This is a genomic window from Sphingomonas sp. (genome assembly GCF_003248515.1).
Taxonomy (GTDB): domain Bacteria; phylum Pseudomonadota; class Alphaproteobacteria; order Sphingomonadales; family Sphingomonadaceae; genus Sphingomonas_I.
Genome location: NZ_QFOB01000004.1, coordinates 161,840 through 184,571 on the forward strand (window position 1 = coordinate 161,840; position 22,732 = coordinate 184,571).

The following is a 22,732-nucleotide window of genomic DNA, read 5'->3' on the forward strand; positions in this document are numbered from 1 at the left end:
GAGGGGCCGGGGGCGGGCCTCTTTGTCCTCCTCACCCGTGATGCAGGACCCGTTTCAGCATCGGTGGCCCGACGTCGCCGCTGCCACGCGGACTGGGATCTCCGTCCACGGGCGCTGACAAACGTTCACGGCGCCGGGCGGGCTGATACGAGGAACATGGGATGAAGGCCCGCGTCGGCATTCTCATCTCCGGGCGTGGATCGAACATGGCCTCGCTGGTCGAGGCCTCTCGCGCGCCCGATTCGCCCTATGAAGTGGTGCTGGTCGTCTCAAACGTGCCCGATGCGCCCGGCCTCGCCTTCGCCGCCGCGAACGGTATCCCCACATTCGCCGCCAGCCACCGGGGCATGAAGCGCGCCGAATTTGATCGGCTGGTCGATGGGGCGCTGCGCGATGCGGACGTCGAATATGTGGCGCTGGCGGGCTATATGCGCCTGCTCTCTCCGGAATTCGTGGCGGGCTGGGCAGGCCGGATGGTGAATATCCACCCGTCGCTGCTCCCGCTCTACAAGGGCCTCGATACGCATCAGCGCGCGCTGGACGCGGGCGATGCGCGCCACGGCTGCTCGGTCCATATCGTGACGGAAGCGCTCGATGACGGCCCGATCCTCGCCCAGGCGGAAGTGCCGATCCTGCCCGGCGACGATGCCGCAGCACTCGCCACCCGCGTGCTGATCGAGGAACACAGGCTTTATCCCGCCGCGCTGGCGGCGCTCGTCAGGGGCCAGCCCCTCCCCTCATGAGCCCGGATCCGGCCGCCGATCTCGCGAGGCTCCGGGCGATCGCGATGGCGCTGCCCCGCGCGGCCGAAAAGCTGAGCCACGGCCAGCCGAATTTCTACATCGAGAAGGGCAAGGTCTTCGCCCAATATTGGCACGATCATCATCGCGATGGCCGCAGCGCCGTGATGGTGAAGACGAGCGGGCCGGAGGAACAGGCCATGCTCGTCGAAGCCGATCCCGATCTCTATTATCGGCCCGCCTACATCGGCCATTCAGGCTGGATCGCGATAAGGACCGACCGGTCGCACGCCGATTGGGATCATATCGCCGATCGCGTGCGTATGAGTTGGCATCTGGCCGCGCCGGCGCGGCTGGTGGGGATGGGTCCGGAATGAACGACGTCACGGAAGAAAAGAAGGAAGCCGCGCGCGTCCGCCGTCGCTGGCTCAATCTTGGCGAATTGCTGGCGATTGCGGGCGTCGTCATTTCCGGCGCGGCGCTGTGGAACAGCTATCGCGAGCGCACCAATGCGGAGGTCGAACATGCGACCAGCGAGGCGCGCAGCCAGCGCGAGGCCGAATTGCTCGTGCTCAAGGCGACGGTGGAAAAGGACGGCAATGTCCTGACCTTGGCCCCGCGCGACGATGCGCAGACGATCCAGTCGCAGACGATCCGTTTCCCGGCCGCGCTGGATCTGGCGCCCGTCGAGACGAACGGCGATGCCCGGATCGAGCGGACATGGTTCGAACGCGAACTCACGGACGCGCTGGAAAAGGCCAGGTCCGCCAGGCGCACGCCTGGCGACGCGCGCCTGCCCGTGCACATCACCACGCGCTTTCTGGTCGGCGGGGTCGAGCATGAGGACAGCGCCATCTATTCGGTGGGCTATACGCTGGGCCATGCCTTCCTGTCCGGCACGACGATCAAGTTGCGCGGCCTTTCGCGCAATGGCCCGGCCGCCCCTGGCGCTCCGGGCGACGCCACGCTGGAAGCGGCGGCGAAGAAGATATTCGGCTAAACGAATATTCGCCCGGCCGTTTGTGCCGGGAGCTCCCCGCATCGGCGCGGGAGAGACGGTCGTCGGGCGATCCGGATGCGATCCGGAATATCGCCTGACGTTCGTTCCGAGCCTGTCGCGGCACCTTCCTCGTTCACCGGGAAGAGAAAGCGGCAGCCTGCCATCAGGACAGGCGCCGGATGCATGCCGCGACAGGCTCAGCGCGAACGCATCACCTTATCGGTGATCAGCCGACGATTTCTTCCGGCTTGAAGAAGAAGGCGATCTCCACGCCCGCATTCTCAAGGCTGTCCGAACCATGGACCGAATTGGCTTCGATCGACTCGGCCAGTTCCTTGCGGATCGTGCCGGCATCGGCATTGGCCGGGTTGGTCGCGCCCATCACCTTGCGGTTGGCGGCCACGGCATCCTCGCCTTCCAGAACCTGCACGACCACCGGGCCGGAGATCATGAAGCTGACGAGATCGTTGAAGAAGGGGCGCTCCTTGTGGACGCCGTAGAAGCCCTCTGCCTGCTCCTTCGTCATGTGGATGCGCTTGGATGCGACGACGCGCAGGCCGGCTTCCTCCAGCATCTTGGTGACGGCGCCGGTCAGGTTGCGGCGGGTGGCATCGGGCTTGATGATCGAAAAGGTGCGTTCGGTCGCCATGGCCGAGCGGTCTCCGTGCTTGCGGTTGGGAAAGTGGCGCGCCTCTAGCGGGCGGGAAGCCACGTGGCAACCGAAGGCTTGATCCGCGAAGCCCTGCCCCGCGCCGCGCCCGCGAAGCGGCCGGCACATCAGGCCAACCCGCATCCCCTCGCGGCCCTCCCCCTCGAAGGAAGAGGCAGGCGGAAAAGCGCGAAAGGCGCACATCCGGGATGGGCGACTTGCCTGTTCGGAAGGCCCGGCCCCGCACAGGCCCCCACTCCGCCCGCCCTGCGCAAAAAAATGGCCGGCGAGTTGCCTCGCCGGCCAGTCGTTCGCAGGAGGAACCCCTGGAGGGATGGCAACGCCATCCCGAAACTTTAGCCTGGGATGGCAAGACCATCCCGAAACCTCTGGACCGGGGCGGCCTTCTCCGGGCCGCCCCGTCTCCGTCATCAGTTGTAGGCGCGCTCGCCATGCTCGCCGAGGTCGAGGCCTTCCTGCTCGACTTCGGGGGAGACGCGCAGGCCGGTCAGGGCCTTGGCGATGAAGATCGCGATGACCGTGCCGATCGACGCCCACACGATCGTGGTCGCGACGGCTTCGACCTGCACGATCAGCTGGTGCGCCATGTCGAAATCCGGCTTGCCGGGGCCGCCGAGCGACGGCGCATAGACGATGCCGGTGCCGATCGCGCCGATCATGCCGCCGATGCCATGGACACCGAAGGCATCCAGCGCATCGTCATAGCCGAGGGCTGGCTTCAGCTTGGAGACCGCGAAGAAGCAGATCACCGAGGCGACGGCGCCCAGCACGATCGCGCCGAACGGGCCGCTGTTGCCGGCGGCCGGCGTCACGGCGACGAGGCCGGCGACGATGCCCGAGCAGAAGCCCAGGGCCGAAGGCTTGTGGCCGACCAGACGCTCGGCGAGCATCCAGAACAGGCCGGCCGAGGCCGTGGCGACGAAGGTGTTGATCATGGCGAGGCCGGCCGAGCCGTTTGCTTCCAGCGCGGAACCCGCGTTGAAGCCGAACCAGCCCACCCACAGCAGGCCGGTGCCGACACCCGTGAGCGTCAGGCTGTGCGGCGGCATCGGCGTGGTGGGGTAGCCCATGCGCTTGCCGAGGATGATCGATGCCACCAGCGCCGAAACGCCGGCATTGATGTGCACCACGGTGCCGCCGGCAAAATCCAGCGCGCCGAGGCCGAAGAAGATGCCGTTCGACGCCCACACCATGTGCGCGATCGGGAAATAGACGATCGTGAGCCACACGAGCGCGAACACCATCACCGCCGAGAACTTCATGCGCTCGACCACCGAACCCAGCACCAGCGCCACGGTGATCGCGGCGAAGGTCATCTGGAAGCAGATGAACACATATTCGGGAATGGCGACGCCGGCCGTGAAGGTAGCGGCGGTGGAATCCGGGGTGATGCCCTTCAGGAAGAGCTTGCCGAAGCCGGCGATGAAGCCGTTGCCGCCGTCACCGAAGGCTTCCGTATAACCCCACATCACCCAGATGAGCATCGCGAAGCAGGCGACCGCGCCCACCTGCGTCATCGTGGAAAGCATGTTCTTGGAACGGGTGAGGCCGCCATAGAACAGGGCCAGGCCCGGCACGATCATCATGAGAACGAGCAGGGTGGAAACCATCATCCAGGCGGTGTCGCCCTTGTTGACGGTGGGTGCGGCCGCGGCGGCGTCCTGCGCCCAGGCGGGCATCGCGGCGAGGGCGGCGATCCCGCCTGCCGCGGCCATGCCGCCGATCTTGTTGAGAAGCTTCATGTGTCCCCCTTCTATCTCAGAGAGCCGTCTCGTCGGTCTCGCCGGTGCGGATGCGCACCACCTGGCCGAGATCGAGCACGAAGATCTTGCCGTCGCCGATGGCGCCGGTGTTGGCCGCCTGCTGGATCGATTCCACGACCCGGGGCGCGAGATCGGCCGCGCAGGCCACCTCCACCTTGATCTTCGGCACCATGTTGGTGCTGTACTCGGCACCACGATAGATCTCGGTCTGGCCCTTCTGACGGCCAAACCCCTTGACCTCCGTGACCGTCATGCCCTGAACGCCGAGCGCGGACAGAGCCTCGCGCACCTCGTCGAGCTTGAACGGCTTTATGATGGCAATGACGAGTTTCATTGGGCCTCCCTGCCTATTGTGGAATGCTGCGACGCAAAAAGCGTGCCAGCCACAATCCAGAGGGGCTACGACCGCATCGGCCGGGTTTCTACGCAGGAATCCGCGCCGAACCCGCTCGAACCTTAGGCAGGTTTGAAGGAATGCACAAAAAATGTGCAACGCATCACGGGGATGTCACGCAACTGACCGCGTCGCGCAATGTCGGGGCTCAACGCGTCGCCGGCCAATTTCGATCCGGCGACGGCGCGAAATTGGGCTGTCCGCACCCCGGAAGAACGAGCGAGGAGGAGATCGGAGCAGATACTGCCGGACGGATCTGCCCAGCCCGGACGACTCCCCGCCCCGACACGTCTGCCGCAGCAACATCGCGGCGGCACATATGGCCGCCGCCTACCTGTCAGGCGGCGGTGCCGCCCACGGTCAGCCCCTCGATCAGCAGGGTCGGCTGGCCGACGCCGGCGGGCACCGACTGGCCGCCCTTGCCGCAGATGCCGACCCCTTCGTCCAGCGCCATATCGTTGCCGATCGCCGAAACCTTGGTCAGCACGGTCGGCCCGTCACCGATCAGGGTGGCACCCTTGATGGGGGCACCCAGCCTGCCATTCTCGATGCGATAGGCCTCGGTGCAGGAGAAGACGAACTTGCCGCTGGTGATATCCACCTGTCCGCCGCCAAAGCTGCGCGCGTAGATGCCGTTCTTCACGCGCGACAATATCTCGGCCGGATCGTCCTTGCCACCATGCATGAAGGTGTTGGTCATGCGCGGCATCGGCGCATGCGCGAAGCTTTCGCGGCGGCCGTTGCCGGTGGGCGCGACGCCCATCAGACGGGCATTGAGCCGATCCTGGATATACCCCTTCAGGATGCCGTCCTCGATCAGGACATTGGCCTGCGTCGGCGTCCCCTCGTCGTCGATCGTGAGGCTGCCGCGCCGATCCGCGATCGATCCGTCGTCCACCACCGTCACGCCCGGCGCCGCCACGCGCTCGCCGATGCGGCCGGCAAAGGCGGAGGATCCCTTGCGGTTGAAATCGCCTTCCAGCCCATGGCCCACGGCCTCGTGCAGCAGCACGCCCGGCCAGCCTGGCCCGCACACCACCGTCATCTCCCCGGCCGGCGCGGGCACGCTGTCGAGATTGACGATCGCCTGGCGCAGCGCCTCGTCGATCGCGCGATTCCAGGTTGCCGGCTCGAACAGCCGATCATAGAGATAGCGCCCGCCCAGCCCGAAGAAGCCCGTCTCGCGTCGCCCATTCTGCTCGACAACGAGACTCACGTTGAGGCGCACCAGTGGGCGCACGTCCGTTGCGACGAAGCCATCCGGACGCACGATTTCCACCACGCTCCACGAACCCGACAGGCCGACCGTAGCCTGCACGACGCGAGGATCGCGCGCGCGGGCAGCCGCATCGATCTGCTGACAGAGGGCCACCTTGCGCGCGAAGGGAATGGCCGAGAGCGGATCCTCGCCCGTGTAGAGCGCGGCGTTGGTCCGGCGCGGTGGTGCGGCGCGGCCTCCCTGCGCGGGATCGAGCAGGGTCATCGTCTCGGCCGCGCGGCGGATCGCCGCCTCGCTCACCTCATTGGCGTGGGCGAAGCCGGTCGTCTCACCGGAAAGCCCGCGCAGGCCGAAGCCGCCCTGCGTGTTGAAGTCCGCGGTCTTCAGCCGGCCATCGTCGAAGCCGAAGCTCTCGCTCGCGATATATTGGAGATAGAGTTCGCCATCGTCGCAATTGCGCAGCGCATCCCCCGTCAGCCGGATCGCCGTTTCGGGATCGAGATCGCGATAGAGGAAGCGGCGGGGATCGGCGGGATGGGTCATCCCGCCGATATAGGCCGGACTATCGCGCCGGTTAAGCGGCCCGCGCGAGAATATTGCGCCGTCGGCCGGCGAACCCGATCGCCCCGAAACCGATCACCATCATCGCCCACGTCGCCGGTTCGGGCACACCGGTTACGGGCGCCGCCGGCGAATCGATCAGCATATCGACCGTGGCGATCGTGCTGATCGCGGCATATCCGTTGAAACGGCTATTATCGGGGGTGCTCCCCTCGGCGAACGCATTCACCTCGAAGGTGTAGAGCCCCGGATCGAGCACATATGCGGGGCTGATATGGCCGGCGGCCACACCCAGGCGATAATAGGTTTCCGGAACGCCGAACGCATCCACGCTGAACAGGTTCGCCGTCACATAGGAAGCGGTCGTCGCGCTGACGGGGGTGGTGAAGATCGACAGAGACAGCGTCGAGACCGTGTCGATCGAAAAGCTGTAATAGGCCGTCGCCGTGGCGATTGCGTGCGTGCCTACCTGAAAAGGTAACGAATCGGCGTTCACGGATCCGCGAACAAGGAAATCGACGTCGGTGAGCGAATTGAGGCGCACCGCTCCTGCCGCCGACGACCGGATTTGCGCGAAATGATATTCGTCGCGCTGGTCCGAAGTGGACACCAGATAGGGATCCGCGAAGGTCGTGGAGACCTGTGTCGGCCCGGGCTTCACCGTATCGGTCGAACCGATCTTCTCGTCCGTCAACGATCTGGCCCCGATCGAAACCAGAGTGACGGTCGCTTCCGCCGGATACAGCGCAACGAAAGCCGCCAACAGCGGCAATGCCTTCCACACCATCATGAACACCCCCAAAGCAACCTACGAAACCGGCACGAAAGCACCGGAAACACATGGTTAACATATGTTGAAGGAGTCCAAAATCCTTCCAATTACATCCCAATGCCCGATTACGGTCTGGTCAATGCTCCCTTTCGCCCCCTTTTCATGCCGATGCCGATCGCGCTGATGCGCATCAGCATCATCGCCTGGGTCGCCGGCTCGGCTCCACCCGCGCACAGCCACGCCCGCCACCAGAAACGATCCGGCAACTCACGGTGAACGTACGGCATGAATTCGGAGAAGCCGCCGCAACGACCCTCGTCAGATGCTGGCTGACTGGCGGCCGCAGCGGCCGCCGCCGATCAATGGTCGGCCGGGCCGTGCTCGAGAATGAAGCGCCTGTCGCAATAGCCACAGTCGACATAGCCCTTCTCGTCAATCTCGAGAAAGACGCGCGGATGGCCGAGCGCGGCACCGCCCGGAATCTCGCGTGCGCCGTCACAGGCGACGCGGTGGCTTTTGACCTTGGTGGTTTCGGGAGCGGGCAGCATGGAAGCGCTCGATAGCGAAGGCTTGAACCGAGGGCAATTGCCCACGCTTCGCCGCCCCCTTATGTGCGCGATCATGAGCGACGCGGCGATCTCCATCAAGGGCCTCAGCAAGACCTACAAGGGCGGCAAGGAGGCGCTGACCGATGTGACGCTGGATGTGCCGCGCGGCAGCATCTTCGGCCTGCTCGGCCCCAATGGCGCGGGCAAATCGACGACGATCAACATCCTCGCCGGCCTCGTCACCAAGACGGCGGGCAGCGCCGCCATCTGGGGCTTCGACATCGATGCCCATCCGCGCAACGCCAAGGCATCGATCGGCATCGTGCCGCAGGAAGTGGTGTTCGATCCCTTCTTCACGCCCTTCGAGATGCTGGAAATCTATGCCGGCCTCTATGGCGTGCCGAAGGAGAAGCGGCGGACGATGGAGCTGCTCCGCGCGGTCCATCTGGAAGACAAGGCCAATGCCTATGCCCGCACGCTTTCCGGCGGGATGAAGCGCCGTCTGCTCGTCGCCAAGGCGCTGGTGCACACGCCGCCCGTGCTCGTACTCGACGAGCCCACCGCCGGCGTGGACATCGAGCTTCGCCAGCAGCTCTGGGCCTATGTGAAGCAGCTCAACGAGCAGGGCACCACCGTCGTCCTGACCACCCATTATCTGGAGGAGGCGGAGGAGCTGTGCGATCGCATCGCGATCATCAATCACGGCCGCGTCGTCACCAACCAGCCGACCCGCCAGCTCCTCCAGCTCGCGCAGGAAAAGGCCGTCACCGTGATCGTGGATCGCGATCTGACCGAGCTGCCCCAGGCTGCCTGCTTCGAGCGCACGCAGATTACGGGCGAGCGCACGCTCAAGATCACCTATTCGAAGGATAAGGTGAATGCCGGCGAGGTGCTGACAGCGCTGCAGGATGCGGGTCTCGGCGTGGTCGATGTTTCCACCCACGAGGCGGATCTGGAGGATATCTTCCTGAATCTCACCCGCGCGCCGGCCGCCTGATCCTTCCGCGCGCCGTCATGCCGAACCAGTTTCGGCATGACCATGACCGCCTTCCCACTTGATAGGCGCTTTCAGCAGGCCCGGCTCTCCGGTTCGGCCGCACGCCGCCTCGGCGCCGGCGCCGCGGGGGCGATACCGTTAAACAGCAGATTCAGCGCCGGCGTGCGCTCCACCAGCCGCCAGACCCCCCAGGAGAACGCGAAGGTCAGCGCGAGATTGACGGTAAAGCCGATCCCCGGAGCCAGCCCGGCACGCTTCACCACGTCATAGATGGCGATCAGGATCGGCAAGTGAAACAGGTAGATCACGAAGGATCCCGCCACCAGCCGTTCCACGATCCGGCTTGGCCGATCGAAAAGAGCGCGCGCGATCGAGATCACGACCTGCGTCAGCGCGATCGCCGCCAGCGCGACGATGAACCGGCCAACCGGCGGCCAGGCCCGATCCGCATAGAAGATGCCCGCCGCCACCAGCCCCAGCGTCGCCGCGATCATGGTGGGCGATGGCCGCCCGAATGCCTCAGTCAGACGCGGGCTGCGCTGGAGAAAGGCGCCGAACAGGAAATAGGGCGCAAAACCGATCAGATCGTCGAGCCGCAATATCTCCTGGATCAGGTTCGTGTTGAGACCCGCCTTGTAGAACAGCTCGATGGCAATGCCCTCGAACAGCCCGATCGCCGCGCCGATGCCCAGCAGGGCCACGGGCAACCAGCGTGCGAGGCGCGCATCCCATCCGCCGGCAAGCCGCCAGCGCGCCACTGCGGGAAACAGCGCCACGACGCCCGCCGAAAGCATGCTGAGATAGAGAAGCACGATCAGGAACCACAGGTGGCGCACCCAATAGCCGCCCGACGTCGCCGTCTGGTAGCGCCACTCCTGGAAGGCCGCGTGCACGCCCCGCCCGGAAAGCTCGCCCAGCATGTTCAGCACGGGCACGAGAAAGACGAGGCTTGTGAGCAGCGGGATGCCCAGCCGGAAGATGCGCGAGCCGATCCACGCCCCGGCTGGGCGCCGCGCAAGCAGCAGGGCCGCGAAATAACCCGCGACGACGAAGAAGGCCGGCATGCGGAACAGGTGGATGAAGGCGGCGATCCAGCCCAGCCACGTCGATTCCTGATCGACGGCGACGATCCAGCCCCCGGGATGATAGAGCATCGCGACATGATAAGGCAGGCCGAGCAGCATCAGGAATGCGCGCGTCACATCCCAGTAATGCTGCCTCCGATCCGGTCCGTTCGTCACCATCGCCACGCCCACTGAACTGTTCATGGCGCCAATCGGGTGGCAAGCGCTTGAACGTCCGCTTAATCCGCCACGAAACCGCGCCTCGACGGGAGGAACGCGCGACGAGACGGTTGTTCCCCGCCTTCCGCGCTTGCCTCCCGGCGCGCACGGGCCTAGCGCCTCACGCTTCCCGATAAGGACAAGAAGGGTCCAGGGTTGAGCGTTCCCCACGATTTCCCCCACGACTTCGATGTGCTCATCATCGGTTCCGGCGCCGCCGGCCTCACCGCCGCCCTCAATCTCGCGGACAGGCTCAAGGTGGGCGTGCTTGCCAAGGGCGGGCTTTCCGAAGGCTCCACCGCCTGGGCGCAGGGCGGCATCGCCGCCGTGCTGGAGGAAGGCGACACGTTCGAAAGCCATATCGAGGATACGATGATCGCGGGCGCCGGCCTGAATGATCGCCGCACCGTGGAATTCGTCGTGGAGAATGCCCCGCTCGCGATCGAGCGGCTCGCGAAGATCGGCGTGCCCTTCACGCTGGATCATGGCGCGCTGCATCTCACGCGCGAGGGCGGGCACAGTCATCGTCGCATCGTGCATGTCGACGATGCGACGGGCGCCGCCGTGCAGCATGCGCTGGAGGCGGCCGCCACCGCCCATCCCAACATCACGCTTGTCGCCAATCATGCCGCGCTGGATCTGGTGACAGGCCGCCATGGCGAGAAATATTCGGCCGAGGGCCATGTGTGGGGTGTCTACGCGCTGGATCGCGAGACGGGGCGCGTGGAATTGTTCACCGCGCGCGCCACGATCCTCGCCACCGGCGGCGCCGGGCGCGCCTATCTCTATTCCACCGCGCCGAGGGGCGCGACGGGAGACGGGATCGCGATGGCCTGGCGCGCGGGCTGCCGTGTCTCGAACATGGAATTCATGCAGTTCCACCCGACCTGCCTGTGGAATCTGGACGTGAAGAACTTCCTCATCACGGAGGCAGTTCGCGGCGAGGGCGGCCAGCTGAAGCTGCCCCCCGGCGTGCCCAATGGCGGGCATCGCTTCATGCCCGATTTCGATCTGCGCGCCGAACTGGCCCCGCGCGACATCGTGGCCCGCGCGATCGATCACGAGATCAAGCGGCTCGGCCTCGATTATGTGCATCTCGACATCAGCCACATGCCGAGCGCGTTCATCCGCGAGCATTTCCCCAATATCGATGCGCGCCTCATCACGCTGGGCATCGATATGACGAAGGAGCCGATCCCCGTCGTCCCCGCCCAGCATTATACGTGCGGCGGCATCGTCGTGGATCTGGATGGGCGCACCGATCTGCCCGGCCTCTATGCGGCCGGCGAATGCACGCAATCGGGCCTGCACGGTGCGAACCGGCTGGCCAGCAACTCGCTACTGGAATGCCTCGTCTTCGGGGAAGCCGCCGCGCGCGACATCCTCGCCCGCTGGGAGGAGCTCCCCGCCCCGCCCCCGATCCGCTCCTGGGACGAAAGCCGCGTCTCCGAGGCGGACGAGGATGTCGTCGTCCAGCATAACTGGCGCGAGATACGCCGCTTCATGTGGGATTATGTCGGCATCGTGCGCACCACCAAGCGGCTGGAGCGCGCCAAGCATCGCGTGGACATGCTGCGCCACGAAGTGGCCGATTATTACGGCAATTATCGCGTCACGGCCGACCTGATCGAGTTGCGCAACCTCGTCGACGTGGCGGATCTCATCGTCCGCTCGGCGCTCCACCGGAAGGAGAGCCGGGGCCTGCACTATACGCTGGATCACCCCGATACGCTGCCGGAGGCCAAGGATACGATCCTGGTGCCGTGACGAGCCGGCGCCGGGCCGGCCCGCTCACGTGCCGGTGGCGCTCGTGCACTTGCTCTTCACGGGATGGCTGTTGTCGTTGGTGATGTTGAACATGTTCTTGCGCATCCGGAAGACGGCCGTGCGCGTGATCACCGGCGGCACGTTGAAATAGCTGAGCACGTTCGCGCTGCCGAGCAGCGATGCATATTGATAGCTCACCTGCGCGTGCACCATCAGTTCGTTGGCCGGCAGGGTGCGATTATAGACGGGCAGCGTCACGCTGGTGCGGCAGCCGAGCAGGATATTGGCACCCACATAGCCGCCATCGAACTGCTGTGAATAGACGGCATCGGCAAACTGGTTCTGCACCGTGCCATTGCCCTGCGCGACGCCCTTGATCACCGTCAGGATGATCCGGCCGCGGCTACGCATGTCGAGTGGCTTGGCGGCCACGTCCAGCGCATAGAACATGTCGTATATCTGCGCCTCTGTGGTGGAGATGTTGTTGACCCCCGTTTGCGAGAGCATGTCGGCGGAGGCTGTCGCCAGGCGCTGCACGGTATTGCTGGCGATGATGTAATTGGACAATTCCAGCGCGCCGAGCGTGAGGCCCAGCAGCACGGGCAGGCCGATGGCGAATTCCATCATGGCGATGCCCCGCTCGGCGCGGAGCAGCCCGCGCAGGGGGGCGATGAAAGAGGCGCGCATGCTCATTCCGTCTTCGTCGCTTCGTTGCGGACGACCGCATAGGCCTTGAGGTTCACGGTCGATCGCCCCCAGCCGAGAAACCCGAACAGGTGCCGCACAGGCAGGCTGGCCGAATAGCTGACGACATCGCCGACATCGCCCATCACCGTGGCGCCGCTCGCCACCGGCACGTCCGCATCCCAATGGCCATTGCCGTTGCGATCGGTGAAGGCCTCGCCCGGAAAGCTGCCGGACGGGCCATCATAGGCGCCATTATGATTGGTATCGGTATAGTCCTCCGGGAAGCTTTCCCCGAAATTGCGATAGACGTGCGCATCGATGGTCGGCGTCTCCGCCGAGAAGCTCGCCATCGAGGCGGTGATGCCGCCGCGCAGCGAGGCGAGCCGCTGCGCCTCGGTCCGCTCCATGCTGGAGGAGGCGACCTGCGCGCCCTGCATGATCGCGCCGTTGAGCGTGGTCTGCGCGAGATACAGGAAGCCCAGATCGATCGCCCCGCAGATCAGCAGCAGCAGAACCGGCAGGATCAGCGCGAATTCGACGATCGTCGCCCCGCGCTCATCGGCGCCCATGCGGAAATGCGCGCGCATCAATGCACCAGATGCACGTCGGTAAGCGTGCGTGCAATCTGCTGGAAGGCGCTGTTCAGTTCGCTCGGCGATGTCGTCAGCCAATAGCCGGATGTGCCGCAATTCTGCAGGCGCGTCTTGGCGTCGCTGTCGAGATCCGATCCCTTGTTGATCGCGACCGTGAAGATCATCGGCGGCTTGTTGCTGTCCGGCAGGTTCAGCGAATTGGCGATCGAGCAGGCCTTGGTGAAGCGCAGCTTCACCGCCGCCAGATAATCGGATTCCTTGATGCCCGTGGCGATCTGCTTGTCGACGGGCGATCCATAGGCGGCGAAGACGCGGCCCTGCTTGTCGATATCCTTGGCAGCCGTGCCATTGCCCACCGAAAAGGCCGTAAGCCCGTCCGTCATGAACACCAGCGCCCGGCGCGGCGTGCCCGAACCCGCCGGCGGCGTGCGGGTGAAGACATCGTAGCGGCTCAGCAGGCGCCAGCCCCACAGGAAGCCGATATGATGCATCGTGCCGTTGGCGGGATAGACCGGCCACACCTTGGTATCGACATAATTGTCGAACACCGTCTTGGCGACGCCATAGGTTATCGCGAGGCCCGGCTCCGGGCATTGATAATTGGGCGTCGGCTGCGCGACATTATATTTGGTGATGTCGTAATGAGTCGCGTCCTTCCAGACGTTGTTCGTCCCCGAATAATAGGGGATCTTGTCGGCGCGGACGTAGAAATCGGTGCCAATGCCGGTGGTGTCGTCATAGGCGCCGGTTGCGGTCGGATCATAATAATCCGTGCCATTGGCGGCCACGATCACGTCATCCGCCATATTGGCCGATCCGTTGTTCAGCCCCTTGTAGAGCCGGTAGATATATCGCTTGTAGATGGCGAGATTGTAGAGCGTGGACGGCAGGACGCCGCCTGTCGGGCGGAAGGCGTTGAAGTCGCTGCCGCTGGCCTTGTAATAGTTGCCTGCGGGATTGGTCTTGTCGGCCGTCAGGTCGCTCGATGTGAACATCGGCGGATAATAATAGGGCCTGATCGGCAGCATGACGTGCGACGAGGAAGGCTTGGGGCGTTCGCCGGGCAGCGCGGGCCAGATGTCATAGGCCTCCGGCTCCGAAACGGCCATGTTGGTGCTCATCGTGTTGACCGTCTCGTCATCGGAGACGCAGCCCTTCCAGCCGAGATTGTCATTGCCGGTGCCGCCCCATTCGCGGTCCGTGAAGCCGGTCATGCTCTGCGTCTGGACGCCGTAGGATTTCAGGATCGCGCCGACATTGGTCGTCACCGTATAATTGATGATGCCGATCGCGAGATCCGGCTGCGTCGCCGCCCCCTGGTAAAGGACGTTCAGGAAGCTGTGCATCGCCGTCTTGAGCGAGGCCATCTTGGTGACGCCGTCGATCGTGTCGTTCATCGATCCGGTGTTGTCGAGCACCACCATCACCTCCAGCGGATGCGGCTGGAATTCGGCGTGGGCCGCCACTTCGATCCGGTAGGTGCGCATCCCGAAGATCGACATGAATGTAAGCGGGATCATCCCGGATGCGGTCACGTCGGTGCGGCTGATCCCGTTGTTGAGCGAGAAAAGCGGCTTCGCCAGCGTCGCGGTGCCGCCATAGGAAACGAACCCGTCCGGCTTGGTCAGGCCCATATAATTGTTGGGCACATTATCCTGATAATAGCGCAGGGCCTGCATGTAGCGGCCATTCTCATCCGTCTCGGAAGCATTGTCCTGCGCGTTGGCGGCGGCCAGGGCGGCAGCGTTCACGCCCGCCTGCATCTGGCTGCGCGTGATATAGATGCGGCCCACATCCACCGATCCGCCGAGGGCGGCGATCATCGGCAGCATGCCGAACGCGATCAGCGGCATCGTCGCCCCGCGCGACGAGCGCCACAGCGCCCCCTCGCGCGACAGGCGCCACGGCAATGCTCCGCGCGCCGATCGCCGCAGGCGCACGAGTGCCGCCGCCCAAACCTCTCCATATCCGCGCATGGCGCCGCCCCGTTGATGCCCCAGCGGCGGGCATTAACGACGAACGCCTAACATAACGTAAAAGGATCCGGATTTTCGTTTCTTTTCAGACCTTAGGAACGCCTGCGTAACGGAATGACATCGCCTGCACCCAGCGCGAGGCGCACCTGTTTGGCCAGAGATCGTTGCGTGAAGGGCTTGGACAGGAAGTGGACATGGGGGGCGCTGGCCGGCGCCATATCGGCATAGCCGCTGACCAGCAGCACCGGCAGATCGGGGCGCTCCAGCGCCAGACGATTGATGAGTTCCAGTCCCGTCATGCCCGGCATCAACTGATCGGTGACGACCAGATCGGGCACGGCATCGAAGGTCAGCCGGTCCAGCGCCTCGGCGCCGGACGAAGCCGTCATGATGCGGTGGCCGAGATCCTCGAGCAAGGCGACGGTATTGCCCAGCACCAGCGGATCATCATCCACCACCAATATGGTGCGGGGCTCGATCGGCGCGATCTCGCCTTCCTCAATCGGCATCGCGGCGAGAGCCGGCGCCTCGCCCGCCACGGGGAGATACAGCGAGGCGACCGTTCCCTGCCCCACCTTGCTCTTGAGCAGCAGCCGCCCGCCGGATTGCGCGGCCAGCCCCTGCACCATCGAAAGCCCGAGCCCCGTGCCCTTGCCGACCCCTTTGGTTGTGAAGAAGGGATCGACGGCGCGCGCCAGCGTCTCCGCATCCATGCCCTGCCCGCTATCCGCCAGCGTCAGCTTCACATATTGGCCGGCGGGCAACCCATTCTCCCGGGCAGACAACGTCTCTTCCGAAGCCGTGATGTCGAGCAGGCCGCCATCCGGCATCGCGTCACGCGCGTTCACGGCCAGATTGAGCACCGCCATTTCCAGCTGATGCGCGTCCACCCGGGCGCTGGGCAGGCGCAACGGAAAGTGGGTCTCGACCCGGATCATCGGCCCCAGCGAGCGCTGAAGCATGTCCGTCATGCCGCGCACCAGCTTCGGCACGTCCACCGGCTCCGGCCGCAGATCCTGCCGGCGCGCGAAGGCCAGCAGGCGCTGGGTGAGCGCGGCGCCGCGATGCGCGCCCTCGATGGCGCTGGAAAGATAGCGCGCGAGCCGGGGATCATCGGGAATCCGCTTCTGCAGCAGCTCCAGATTGCCCGTGATGACGGCGAGCAGATTGTTGAAATCGTGCGCGACGCCGCCCGTCAGCTGGCCGATCGCCTCGATCTTCTGCGCCTGGCGCAGGGCCTCCTCGGCGCGCTTGCGTTCCGTGACATCCGTGATGCCGCCCAGCACATGCCGGAAGCGGCCTTCCTCATCATATTGCACCCGGGCGGTGCAGACGATGTCGAGGAAGCGGCCATCCTTGGTGACGATCCGATATTCGCGCGGGGATATCGTCCCGTATTCCATCAATTCGGGCCAGTCCTGCTGCACCCGCTGGCGGGCGGACGCCTCGGTCATGAAATTGATGAATGGCCGACCGATCACCTCCTCGGCCGGATAGCCCATCAGCTGGAGCCACATGTCGCTCACGCGTTCCAGATTGCCCTGCGCATCCAGCGAATGGAGCGGCAGCGGCGTGCCGTGATAAAGCGTCCGGAACCGTTCCTCGCTTTCGCGCAGCGCATTCGCCTCGCGCTCCGCCATCAGGGCAAAGCGCCGGTCGAACATCGCCGCGACGAGAGCGAGGAACAGGATCAGGAAGGTCGCAGCGGATACGGACAGCGCAAGGCCAGGACGCCCCACGCCCGGCTGGCTGATGACGGATGCCATCGCGCTCTCACCCTCGAAGGTGGCGGCAAGCATGCCGACATAGTGCATGCCGGCGATCGCGCCTCCCATCAGCAGCGCCGCGCCGATCCGCTCGCGCAGCGCGCTGTGGCGATCCGCCAGCCACAGGGCCGCCGTCGCCGCCCCGATCGCGATCGCGACGGAAAGGATCACGAGGGCGGGATCATAGCGCACGGCGGCGGACATCCGCATCGCCGCCATGCCGGTATAGTGCATGGTGGCGATGCCCGCGCCCATCAGCGCCCCGGCCACAAGCAGCCCGCCACGGCTCCGCGCGCGCGCATCCCGCAGGGCGAAGGCGATCCCGGTCGCGGCGATCGCCATCAGCAAGGAGAGCAGGGTGAGGCCGATATCGTAGCGGATCGTCATGCCCGGCATGACGAAGGCGAGCATCGCCACGAAGTGCATCGCCCAGATGCCGCCGCCCATCGCCACGGCAGCGGCGCCGAGCCAGAGATTGCGGACCCCATCCTCGGCGGCGCGCACGCGCCCCGCCAGATCCAATGCGGCAAGGGACGCGACGACCGCTATCAGAAGCGATATCGTCACGAGAACCGGATCATGCGATCCGGAGATTATGATGCCCGGTGCCCCACCCATCGCACCCTGTTTTCGCTCATGCCGGCGCCGCTGTACAGGGCGACGGCGCAACCATAAGGCGGCGGACGGGTTCAGCCCCGCGCGGCCGGCGGGTCGCGCGTCATCCGAATCCAGCCATGAGGCGCACAATTCTGCACCTTTGCTACCATCCGGACTATGTGGTGCCGCGCTTCCAGAACGGCGCGCTCCTGCCGGATAAATATATGTCCGTCCTGGCGGCCCTGCGCGCGAGCGGGATTGCGCTCACGCTGCACGAGCCGGAGCCGATGCCGGCCGAATGGATATCGGCGGTGCACGATCCCGATTATGTCGATCAGGTGCTCTGCGCGCGCGTGCCGCCCGAGAAGGAACGCCGGATCGGCTATCCGATCACGCCTGCCATCGCGCGCCGCTCCCGCCTCACGGTGGGCGGCACCTTCCTCGCCGCGCGGCTCGCTCTGGTGCATGGCTATGCCGCGAACTGCGCCGGAGGCAGCCACCATGCCCTTCCCGATACCGGCGCCGGCTATTGCGTGCTCAACGATCTCGCCATCACCGCCAACCGGCTGATCGCCGAGGGCGATGCCGAACGCATCCTGATCCTCGATCTCGACGTGCACCAGGGCGACGGAACGGCGGTGCTCACGGCCGGGCGTGACGAGATCTTCACCCTGTCGCTCCATGCCGAGCGCAACTTTCCGGTGCGCAAGGCGCGCTCGTCGCTGGACGTGCCGCTGGCGGACGGGCTCGGCGACGATGCCTATCTGGAGATATTGGGTCGCACGCTCACGCCCGTGCTCGACGATTTCGCGCCTGATCTGATCCTTTATCAGGCGGGGGTCGATCCGCATCGCGACGATCGGCTCGGGCGCCTCGGCCTGTCGGGCGAAGGCCTTCTGGCGCGCGACAGGCTGGTGATGGCGGCGGCGACGCGGCGGGGCCTGCCCCTCGCCTCCACGCTCGGCGGCGGCTACGGCGCGGACATGCATGAAATTGCGGGGCGCCATGCCGCCGCCATGATCGCGCTGGCCAAAGCCGCCGCGATGGCGTCGCGCGCGGAGCAGGCCTGATGCCCCTGTCTTCGGGCAAGAGGGCGGCCGGCTGCTTCGTCCTCATCGGTCTCGCCATCCTCGTGGCGATCATTTCCCTCTGCGTCCTGCTGGTCGCGGGCAGGCTGGATGGCGATCGGGGCGTGAGCCGGCGCTACGTCGCCCATCTTCCCGGCCGCGAGAAACCCCCGCGCGGACGCACCCCGCCCCCCGTGGAGCCGCTGGAATTCGCCGAGATGACGGCGGATCAGGCGCGCGCCTTCAACGCATCCGTCCCGTTCGCGCCGGGCCGGGTCGTGCCCGCTCCCCCTTTCCGTTATTCCGGTGCCGCGCCGGATCGCGCGCGGGCGGCCGCCTGCCTCGCCGCCGCCATTCTCTATGAAGCGGGCGACGAGCCGAAGGGCGAGGCCGCCGTCGCGCAGGTCGTGCTCAACCGGCTCCGCCACCCGGCCTTCCCGAAGACGGTGTGTGGCGTCGTCTTTCAGGGATCGGAGCGGCGCACCGGTTGCCAGTTCACCTTCACCTGCGATGGCGCGCTCGCCCGCACGCCCTCCCCCGCCGCCTGGGAGCGCGCCCGCTTCATCGCGGAACGCGCGCTCGGCGGCCATGTCGTCGGCGCGGTCGGCACGGCGACCCACTATCACGCCGATTATGTCGTGCCTTATTGGGGATCGAGCCTCGCCAAGATCGCGCAGGTCACGCCGCATATCTTCTATCGCTGGCCGGGCCGCTGGGGCCTCGCGGCCAGCTTCCGCCCCGCCCGATCGGGGGGAGAAGTGGTGGATGCGCGCGTGGCGGCCTTTGCCGGCCTCGACGCGGAGGCCTACGGATTCGCGCCGCTGGAGGAGCAGGCGAAGCAGATCCCGCTCCAGACGCTTTCGATCGCGGGCGTTCCCGAATCGGCGCTGAAGGGAGCGATCGTGCGGCTCAAGGATGAGGAAGCCGGCCAGTTCGTGCTCCAGCTCGATCCCTCGGCATCGCCCGGCAGCTACGCCATCGTCGGCTTCACCATTTGCAACGGCCGGCCGGATTGCATGGTGATGGGCTGGACGGAGCCGAATCAGGTGCCGCGCGTCTTTCCGATCCTGCCTGTCACGCTGCGTTCGCTCGCCTTCATGTACCGCCGCAGCAGCATCCTCGACGCGGCTTTTCCGCAATGGGATTGCCGTCGCTTCCACCGCCCTGTGACGGGCCAGTGCCTCCCCGGAACCGGAAGCTGAATACGAACGATACGTAATGGCGAATGTCACATAAGCGTCATCGCCCACCCCTAAGGCGCCCCCACAATCACGAAACCAAGGGGCTTTCAAAATGCGATTTGGCGCGGGCATTCGCTCGGGACTCATGCTGGGTGGTGCGATCCTTCTGGCGACGCCGGGAGTAGCGGCAGGCGCCGGCGCCGCAGCGGCCGATGCGCCGGCAGCGGCCGACGATCAGGCCGCTGGCTCCGATGGCGCGCTGGGCGAGATCATCGTCACCGCCACCAAGCGCGAGACGAATCTCCAGCAGACCCCGATCTCGATCAGCGTGGTGAACGCAGCGGCGATCGAGGACCGCCACATCCAGAGCCTGTACGACATGGCCGATGGCAGCGTTCCCTCTCTCCGCGTCGCCACCTTCGAGGCGCGCCAGTCGGCGCTCACGATCGGCATCCGCGGCATCGTGCCGCTCGACGCCAACCAGCCCGCCCGCGAACAGGGCGTCGGCATCTATATCGACGGCGTCTATCTCGGCCGCCAGCATGGCCTGAACGCCGGCCTGTTCGATCTGGAGCGGATCGAGGTCCTCAAGGGTCCGCAGGGCACGCTCTTCGGCCGCAACACCGAAGGCGGCGCGCTCAGCATCGTTTCGAAGGCCCCGACCGGCGAGTTCGGCGGCCGCGTCACGGCCGGCATCGGCAATCTCGGCGCCTATAATGGCGATCTGCACATCGATCTGCCCGCCTTCCACGATTTCGCGCTGAAGGTGGACGCCATCAAGCAGTATCAGGGCCCGGTTACCAAGAACCCGCTCGCGGGGCAGACCGGCTGGGGATATTATGATCGCGTCGGCGGCCGCGCCGCCGTCCGCTGGAAGCCGGCCGAACTGGACATCATCGACGATTTCTCGGTCGATTACGCCAAGGACAAGAACAGCCCGTTCTACAGCCAGCTGCTGAACTACAATCCGAACGGCTGCGTCGCCGGTGCCCAGTCCGCCGCGGCCGCCTGTTACCTGCCCGGCACTGCCTACACCACGCTGACGGGCACCGTCCGCCCGACGCTTCCTGGCGTCGTGGTGGAGGGCAACAAGCGCATGCGCACCGCCGACATCGGCGTGCCGCAGCAGCCCAGCGTCGACAAGACACACGGCTTCACCAACAATCTGAAGTGGAAGGCCGCCGACTGGATCGAGCTGCGCTCGATCACCGCATGGCGCGGCGTGGACGTGACCCAGTGGGACAATTCCGGCGGCGCGCATCGCCCGCCTGTGGTGAACCTCACCACCTCCTGCACCGTGGCCTCGCCCTGCGCCTTCAGCCGCTACAGCCTCGCCTCGCTGCATCAGGACCAGTTCAGCCAGGAACTCCAGGCCGTCGGCTCGGTCGGCAAGTTCGATTATGTTGCGGGCCTGTTCTACTTCAACGAGCACGTCACGGATGACGCCGCCACGCCGAATTCGAATGGCGTCGCTCTCGTCAACGGCGTCGCCCAGTATCTGATCCTCGATAGCTGCCGTGGTTCGGGTGGCTTCGGTTCGCAGCTCGGCTGCCGCAGCATCGATCGCGCCTCGGCCGTGAACACCAAGAGCTATGCGGCCTACGGTCAGGTCACCTACAATGCCACCGATCAGCTGCATGTCACGGTCGGCGGCCGCTACACCAACGACAAGAAGAAGGGCGAGCTTCTCATCTCGCGCGGCACCACCTACGCGCTCAACCCGACGGCGGCGGCCGCCGCCGGCTACAAGCCGCTGGACGAAAGCTGGAACCGCTTCAATCCGATGGCGACGGTAGCGTTCGACGCCTCCGACAACATCCACCTCTACGCCAAGTACGCGACCGGCTATCGCGCCGGCGGCGCCAGCTCGCGCACCATCAACTATCAGGCCTTCGATCCGGAAGACGTGAAGTCCTACGAAATCGGCGCCAAGACCGACTTCTTCGATCGCAAGGCGCGCCTGAACATCGCGGCCTACATCATGGATCGCAAGGACAGCCAGGTCGACATCAGCAACATCCAGTTCCTGGGATCGAGCAGCTTCAACAATCTCGTCACGATCAATGCGCCGGGCAAGACCAAGATCCGGGGCGTCGAGGTGGATCTGACGGTGAAGCCCGTCACCGGCCTCACGCTCAGCGCCGGCTATGCCTATACCTACACGAAGATCCCGCTCGTCCCGATCACGGTGACGACCGGCGGCGCCACCACGGTCGTGAACCAGCAATTCTATATCGTGTTCACGCCACGCAACGCCGCGAACGGGGCGATCGACTATGATCTGCCGATCGGCGGCGCCGGCACGAAGCTGCGCTTCCACCTGGACGGCAATTATGCGCAGGCCACCCAGGCGTTCGACCAGTTCGCCACGAAGGCCGATGCCTCGACGATCTTCAACGGTCGCATCGCGCTGACGGACATTGCGATGGGTGACGGCGGTCAGAAGCTCACCGTCTCGCTGTGGGCTCGCAACCTGTTCGACAAGGATTATGTCTATCGTCGCGATCCGTCGAACAGCCTGCCCGGCGCGCCGACGACGAGCGCCACGACCGGCAGCATCGGCAACGTTCTGGGCGACTACGGTAACTTCAACATGCCGCGCACCTTCGGCGTCGAAGGCACCGTCACCTTCTAACCCCCGAACTGGCCGCCGGGGTCGCTCGCTTTCAAGGCGGGTGGCTCCGGCGGTTTTTTCATGCCCGGCGCGGATTGCGCGGCGTGCAACCTCCCCGGCCCCGCTTCGTTCGGAAGCGACCAGACGGGAGAGAAACATGCGTATCAAGATGCTCGGATTCGTGGCCGCCGCCGGTCTGCTCGGCCTTTCCGCCTGCAGCCAGAAGACCGAGTCCTCGACGGACGCCGCGCTGAACAGCGCCGCCAACGACACCGAAGCCGCCTTCGACAATGCCGGAGCCGCGCTGGACCATGTCGGCGATAGCGCCAGGCCCGTGCTGAACGATGCCGGCAATGCGATCGAGAATGGCGTGGACAAGGCGGGCAACGCCGTCGATCGCGCAGCCTCCGCCACCGGCCAGGCGCTCACGAACGCCGGCCACGACCTCCAGAACGCGTCACGCTGAGATATGCCCCCGCACCCCGGCGAAAGCCGGGGTCAATGGCTATCGTGATCGGCGCGCCGGCGTCTCGGGGA

20 protein-coding genes are annotated in these 22,732 nt (G+C 65.7%); 9 read left to right on the top strand and 11 right to left on the bottom strand.

Translation table 11 applies throughout. From position 1 onward, the window contains the following. The first annotated feature begins 161 nt into the window (after nucleotides 1–161). Genes purN through DI605_RS08230 form a run of 3 tightly spaced genes read left to right on the top strand, consistent with a single transcriptional unit; the run spans nucleotide 162 to nucleotide 1,740 of the window. The gene (gene purN, locus DI605_RS08220; protein ID WP_293971793.1) at nucleotides 162–743 is read left to right on the top strand and encodes a phosphoribosylglycinamide formyltransferase; all 582 of its coding nucleotides are present in this window, start codon (nucleotides 162–164) and stop codon (nucleotides 741–743) included. 44 nt (nucleotides 744–787) lie between these two features. Then, entirely contained in the window at nucleotides 788–1,117 is a 330-nt protein-coding gene (locus tag DI605_RS08225; RefSeq protein ID WP_293971796.1) for an MmcQ/YjbR family DNA-binding protein, read from the top strand. Beyond that, nucleotides 1,114–1,740: a hypothetical protein gene (locus DI605_RS08230; RefSeq protein ID WP_293971798.1), complete on the top strand. Its 627-nt coding sequence runs from the start codon at nucleotides 1,114–1,116 to the stop codon at nucleotides 1,738–1,740. Before DI605_RS08225 ends, DI605_RS08230 begins: the two co-directional genes overlap by 4 nt. Nucleotides 1,741–1,966: 226 nt before the next feature. Here DI605_RS08230 and ndk read toward each other — a convergent pair whose 3' ends face one another. The 6 genes from ndk to DI605_RS08260 form a co-directional block, all read right to left on the bottom strand. Further along, nucleotides 1,967–2,389: a nucleoside-diphosphate kinase gene (gene ndk / locus DI605_RS08235; protein WP_293971801.1), complete on the bottom strand. Its 423-nt coding sequence runs from the start codon at nucleotides 2,387–2,389 to the stop codon at nucleotides 1,967–1,969. A 431-nt stretch (nucleotides 2,390–2,820) separates the two neighbouring features. Further along, the gene (locus tag DI605_RS08240) at nucleotides 2,821–4,152 is read right to left on the bottom strand and encodes an ammonium transporter (RefSeq protein ID WP_293971804.1); all 1,332 of its coding nucleotides are present in this window, start codon (nucleotides 4,150–4,152) and stop codon (nucleotides 2,821–2,823) included. A gap of 16 nt (nucleotides 4,153–4,168) precedes the next feature. Further along, the gene (locus tag DI605_RS08245) at nucleotides 4,169–4,507 is read right to left on the bottom strand and encodes a P-II family nitrogen regulator (protein ID WP_293971807.1); all 339 of its coding nucleotides are present in this window, start codon (nucleotides 4,505–4,507) and stop codon (nucleotides 4,169–4,171) included. Nucleotides 4,508–4,904: 397 nt separating this feature from the next. Then, nucleotides 4,905–6,329 (bottom strand): metalloprotease TldD, encoded by a 1,425-nt coding sequence (gene tldD / locus DI605_RS08250; RefSeq protein ID WP_293971810.1) that lies wholly within the window; start codon nucleotides 6,327–6,329, stop codon nucleotides 4,905–4,907. 31 nt (nucleotides 6,330–6,360) lie between these two features. Next, on the bottom strand, nucleotides 6,361–7,137 hold the full coding sequence (locus tag DI605_RS08255; protein ID WP_293971813.1) for a PEPxxWA-CTERM sorting domain-containing protein: 777 nt from the start codon (nucleotides 7,135–7,137) through the stop codon (nucleotides 6,361–6,363). A 341-nt stretch (nucleotides 7,138–7,478) separates the two neighbouring features. Next, a complete protein-coding gene (locus DI605_RS08260) occupies nucleotides 7,479–7,667 on the bottom strand; it encodes a zinc-finger domain-containing protein (RefSeq protein WP_293971816.1) in 189 nt (62 codons plus the stop codon). Nucleotides 7,668–7,740: 73 nt separating this feature from the next. On the opposite strand from DI605_RS08260, the gene DI605_RS08265 reads away from it, so the two are divergent. Next, complete coding sequence (locus DI605_RS08265; RefSeq protein ID WP_293971819.1) at nucleotides 7,741–8,664, top strand: ABC transporter ATP-binding protein; 924 nt, start codon at nucleotides 7,741–7,743, stop codon at nucleotides 8,662–8,664. Between the two features lie 71 nt (nucleotides 8,665–8,735). On the opposite strand, the gene DI605_RS08270 is transcribed toward DI605_RS08265, so the two are convergent. Beyond that, nucleotides 8,736–9,932, bottom strand: a complete 1,197-nt coding sequence (locus DI605_RS08270) for an acyltransferase family protein (RefSeq protein ID WP_293971821.1) — start codon at nucleotides 9,930–9,932, stop codon at nucleotides 8,736–8,738. A gap of 171 nt (nucleotides 9,933–10,103) precedes the next feature. Here DI605_RS08270 and nadB point away from each other — a divergent pair, with 171 nt between their 5' ends. Continuing rightward, nucleotides 10,104–11,714 (top strand): L-aspartate oxidase, encoded by a 1,611-nt coding sequence (gene nadB, locus DI605_RS08275; protein ID WP_293971823.1) that lies wholly within the window; start codon nucleotides 10,104–10,106, stop codon nucleotides 11,712–11,714. A gap of 24 nt (nucleotides 11,715–11,738) precedes the next feature. Here nadB and DI605_RS08280 read toward each other — a convergent pair whose 3' ends face one another. The 4 genes from DI605_RS08280 to DI605_RS08295 all read right to left on the bottom strand — a co-directional run bounded on the left by DI605_RS08280 (nucleotide 11,739) and on the right by DI605_RS08295 (nucleotide 17,303). Then, on the bottom strand, nucleotides 11,739–12,401 hold the full coding sequence (locus DI605_RS08280) for a TadE/TadG family type IV pilus assembly protein (RefSeq protein WP_293971826.1): 663 nt from the start codon (nucleotides 12,399–12,401) through the stop codon (nucleotides 11,739–11,741). Between the two features lie 2 nt (nucleotides 12,402–12,403). After that, nucleotides 12,404–12,988: a TadE/TadG family type IV pilus assembly protein gene (locus DI605_RS08285; protein ID WP_293971829.1), complete on the bottom strand. Its 585-nt coding sequence runs from the start codon at nucleotides 12,986–12,988 to the stop codon at nucleotides 12,404–12,406. Continuing rightward, entirely contained in the window at nucleotides 12,988–14,970 is a 1,983-nt protein-coding gene (locus tag DI605_RS08290) for a TadE/TadG family type IV pilus assembly protein (RefSeq protein ID WP_293971832.1), read from the bottom strand. The genes DI605_RS08285 and DI605_RS08290 overlap by 1 nt, the downstream gene beginning before the upstream one ends. Nucleotides 14,971–15,062: 92 nt before the next feature. Then, nucleotides 15,063–17,303: an MHYT domain-containing protein gene (locus tag DI605_RS08295; RefSeq protein WP_293971835.1), complete on the bottom strand. Its 2,241-nt coding sequence runs from the start codon at nucleotides 17,301–17,303 to the stop codon at nucleotides 15,063–15,065. A gap of 167 nt (nucleotides 17,304–17,470) precedes the next feature. Here DI605_RS08295 and DI605_RS08300 point away from each other — a divergent pair, with 167 nt between their 5' ends. From DI605_RS08300 to DI605_RS08315, 4 genes are all read left to right on the top strand, one after another. After that, on the top strand, nucleotides 17,471–18,403 hold the full coding sequence (locus DI605_RS08300; RefSeq protein ID WP_293971837.1) for a histone deacetylase: 933 nt from the start codon (nucleotides 17,471–17,473) through the stop codon (nucleotides 18,401–18,403). After that, the gene (locus tag DI605_RS08305; protein ID WP_293971839.1) at nucleotides 18,403–19,602 is read left to right on the top strand and encodes a cell wall hydrolase; all 1,200 of its coding nucleotides are present in this window, start codon (nucleotides 18,403–18,405) and stop codon (nucleotides 19,600–19,602) included. Before DI605_RS08300 ends, DI605_RS08305 begins: the two co-directional genes overlap by 1 nt. A gap of 91 nt (nucleotides 19,603–19,693) precedes the next feature. Further along, a complete protein-coding gene (locus tag DI605_RS08310; protein ID WP_293971842.1) occupies nucleotides 19,694–22,216 on the top strand; it encodes a TonB-dependent receptor in 2,523 nt (840 codons plus the stop codon). A 136-nt stretch (nucleotides 22,217–22,352) separates the two neighbouring features. Next, nucleotides 22,353–22,661: a hypothetical protein gene (locus tag DI605_RS08315; RefSeq protein ID WP_293971845.1), complete on the top strand. Its 309-nt coding sequence runs from the start codon at nucleotides 22,353–22,355 to the stop codon at nucleotides 22,659–22,661. Nucleotides 22,662–22,732 lie beyond the last annotated feature (71 nt).